5 protein-coding genes are annotated in these 3,851 nt (G+C 41.2%); all 5 read right to left on the bottom strand.

The features are described 5' to 3' along the window. Nucleotides 1-633 (bottom strand): carboxypeptidase-like regulatory domain-containing protein (locus tag VF500_RS09485; protein ID WP_330859447.1); only part of this gene is annotated, 633 nt, incomplete at its 3' end. Nucleotides 634-761: 128 nt separating this feature from the next. Further along, on the bottom strand, nt 762-1,262 hold the full coding sequence (locus VF500_RS09480; protein ID WP_330859446.1) for a biotin/lipoyl-containing protein: 501 nt from the start codon (nt 1,260-1,262) through the stop codon (nt 762-764). 164 nt (nt 1,263-1,426) lie between these two features. After that, entirely contained in the window at nt 1,427-2,089 is a 663-nt protein-coding gene (locus VF500_RS09475; protein ID WP_330859445.1) for a DUF4159 domain-containing protein, read from the bottom strand. After that, entirely contained in the window at nt 2,086-2,796 is a 711-nt protein-coding gene (locus tag VF500_RS09470) for a 16S rRNA (uracil(1498)-N(3))-methyltransferase (protein ID WP_330859444.1), read from the bottom strand. The genes VF500_RS09475 and VF500_RS09470 overlap by 4 nt, the downstream gene beginning before the upstream one ends. Before the next feature lie 14 nt (nt 2,797-2,810). After that, a partial coding sequence (locus VF500_RS09465) for a hemolysin family protein (RefSeq protein WP_330859443.1) occupies nt 2,811-3,851 on the bottom strand: 1,041 nt, incomplete at its 5' end.

Below are 3,851 nucleotides of genomic sequence, written 5' to 3'. Positions count from 1 at the left end.
CTCGATATCATTAAAGTTAATATCCGCAAGCGGGCTTGTTGATGCAACAGTACTTGACAGGTCACTGGTAGTAATAGGCACACCATCCATAATATAAAGTGGCTGGGTACCGGCAGATACTGATGACGTACCGCGAACGCTTATCTTAATACCCTGCCCCAGCTTTCCGTTATCAGCCTGCACCAAAACGCCTGCAGCTTTACCTTGTATAGCTTGCTCAACTGATGTAGTTGGTGTACCTTCTATATCTTTAGATGTTACAGATGCTATAGAACCGGTAATATTTGCACGCTTCTGAGTACCATAACCAACCACAACAACTTCGGTAAGCTGTTTTGAATCGGCTGCTAACTGAACATTGACAACATTGCCATTAATCGGTTCTTCAGATAATTTAAAACCCAAGAAATTAAAAGTCAAAATTTTGGCGGTTGCTGGCACACTAAGCTTGTAACCACCATTAATATCGGTTTGGGTGCCCAATCCGGTGATTCCTTTTACGGTTACGCTTACCCCAGGTAAGGGTGAGCCGTCTTTCTGATCCGTTACTTTACCTGTAATAACCCGGTTTTGGGCAAAACCAAGAGTAATACAAGTACATAACAACAGGATTGTTAGTAAATGTTTCTTCATAAAAGTTAATATTGTTAATTAAGAAAGTAAGTTCGTAAAAAAAATATGCAAAAACAACAAAAGCGTTAAAATTACGTTGCGCCTGTTGCAAAAATGTTATTATCGCACATTAAAACAATAACGCTCAGTTAAAACAGCATTAATATCTGTCCTTTTTCAATTTTATCGCCGGGCTTTATCAAGATCTTTTCTACCGTTACATCGGCCGGCGATTTGATAATATTCTCCATTTTCATGGCTTCAAGAACAAAGAGGTTATCACCCTTTTTTACACTATCTCCTTTGTTCACAAACACTTTAAGCACTAAACCGGGCATAGGGGCCTTTATCTCACTGATCCTGGCGCTGTTTAAATTACTAAACCCAAGTTTATCAAGCAGTATATCAAACTGATCTTTAGCGGTAACATTATAGGTGTGGTTGTTAACTTTTATTTCAGCAGTTTTTTCGTTACTGTTAAAATTAACGATCTCGACGTTATACGAGCGGTTATTTTCGATAACGTGGTAAATAGACGGCTTTAACTGTTTGATATCGGCTTGGCACTTAACCCCGTCAACAAGCAAATCTCCTGCAGCGGTTCGCTCTGCTTCAATACTATACAGGTCATTGATACTTAATTTGTACATAGGATTTAGATTAGATGATACGCGGTTTACCTGGAAATTGTTTCACCGCTGATATAAAACTAAAGATATTAATTTTAATCGCAACATCACAATGAGCAAACTAAACCCCTAACTGACAGTTTGAAGAAAAATTTACCGTTAAAGCCGGGACTAAATGATGATGTCTATTGCGTAAAGATATACTGGATTAAATTTGCCCCCATTTTAAGGGCCTTTTGGCGGGCTTCCTGGGTGTCACCGGCATAAGTGCCATAATCTTCCCAACCGTTGCCCAAATCGCACTCATAGGTGTAAAAACAAACCAGCCGGCCTTTGTATATCAAACCAAAACCCTGGGCACGTTTACCATCATGCTCATGAATTTTAGGCAAGCCGTTAGGGAAGTCATACTTTTGATGATAGATGGGGTGATTAACCGGCAACTCAACAAAATCAAGCTCAGGAAACACTTTTTTCATCTGCGGACGAATATATTGATCGAGCCCATAGTTATCATCAATATGCAAAAAGCCGCCACCGGTAAGATATTTGTGCAGGTTACGGGCCTCCTGATCGGAGAAGATCACGTTGCCGTGCCCGGTCATAAAAGTAAAGGGATAATTAAATAACGAGGCACTGCCTGCTTCCACTACCTCATCGTCGTCATCAAAATTGGTTTTGAGGTTTTCGTTACAAAATCTGATGAGGTTAGGTAATGCGGTGCGGTCGCCATACCAGTCGCCGCCGCCATTATATTTGAGCCGGGCAATTTTATAGGCAGGGGCATTAAAGCTGCTCATTGCTATAGCTGCAAACAAAACAACCAATGCTATCCTGATCCTTTTCATACCCTGTTTAAAAAATTCACTTCAAAGCAAGCCTCCAGCGCGGCAGTTTCGGTACGCAGGCGACTTGTACCTAAAGATATTGGTTTAAACCCATTGTGCAAAGCTTTATCAATCTCGGCAGGGGCAAAATCTCCCTCCGGGCCTATTAATATTAAATAACGACCTTGCAGTGTCAATTCGGCTTTCAGGTTCAATTTATCTCCGGGTTCGCAATGAGCAATAAATTTTTGCCCCTCAAAAGGCTTGTCCAATAGCTGGCTTAGCGTTAAAGGTTCATTTAATACCGGATGATATGCTTTAAGGGATTGCTTGATAGCTGCCGTAATGATTTTATTTAAACGCTCAACCTTGGCTTCCTTACGCTCTGAGCGTTGGGTAACGATCAATGACACCTCATCAATACCAATTTCTGTGGCTTTTTCCAAAAACCACTCCAAACGTTCTATATTTTTGGTTGGAGCTACCGCGATATGCAGGTAATGATTGCGTTTTTCAAACCCGGTAGTTACCGATGTTATTTTCAGAATGGTACGTTTTGGATGCGCATCATGAATTTGTGCAGCATACAGGCCTCCCCTACCATCAATCAGTTGTACTTCATCGCCTGCTTCAAGGCGCAATACGCGTATAGCGTGTTTGCTTTCCTCTTCGCTAAGAAAGTATTGGGGATGGGAGGCGTCAATATCAGGTGTATAAAAAAGTTGCATTATGGGTAAGCAGATTAATGTAAATCTACTGCATCTTCTTCATTTATCAGTAATTCGAGTTTAACTGATTCTATATTCTGGTCGGATTTTTTTAGAACAGTGATATTATACCCGTTAGATTCTTTCTGCTCACCAACATCGGGGATCTTGCCGAAGATATCTCCAAGCCAGCCGGATACAGTGTCAAAGTCGCCATCTTCAGGTAAGTCATGAGGCAAATGCTCATTCACATCGTAAATAGATGCAAGGGCATTTACAACAAACTCACGCTCATTGATCTTCTCAACTATAGGCTTTTCTTCATCATACTCATCCTGGATCTCCCCTACAAGCTCTTCTACTATATCTTCCAGGGTAACCATACCGGCAGTACCACCAAATTCGTCAAGTACAATAGCTATCTGAATGCGTTTTTGCTGTAGCTCGGCCATCAGGTCGTTGATCTTTTTTGTTTCAGGGATAAAATACGGCTTGCGGATAATATCTCTCAGTACGATCTCTTCATTACGGGCCAGCAACGGCAAAATATCTTTGGCGTGCACAATACCAATGATCTTATCTATCACATCATCATACACAGGCATCCGCGAATAGCCTTCATCGATGATCATATCCAACAATTCTTCTTTGGTTGAGGCAATATCCACACCCGAGATCTTGGTACGCGGAACCATGATGTTTTTAACCACACGCTCGTTAAAATCAAACACATTCTGGATCAGTTCATGTTCATTTGAGTCGAGGGCTCCCGTTTCTTTACCTTGCTCCAGCAAGTATTGCAGTTCTTCAGAGCTGTGATGGGTTTCACCACCTTCAACAGAACTTATGCCCAATAATTTTAAAATAAAATTGGCAAAATTATTCAATACCCATATAGCCGGCCTGAAAACCACAAAGAAAAACCTAAGCGGCAATGAAACGGCCATTACCGTACGTACCGATTTCTGGATAGCTAACGATTTAGGCGCAAGCTCACCAAAAACGATGTGCATGATGGTAATAAAGCTAAAAGCTAAGATATGACTGGCTGTAATATAGCCCGGAGAAAGGGTTAT

It is taken from the genome of Mucilaginibacter sp. (assembly GCF_036383575.1).
GTDB lineage: Bacteria > Bacteroidota > Bacteroidia > Sphingobacteriales > Sphingobacteriaceae > Mucilaginibacter.
Note: the sequence above shows the minus strand (reverse complement) of the source record. Positions and strands in the feature narration are given on the sequence as shown.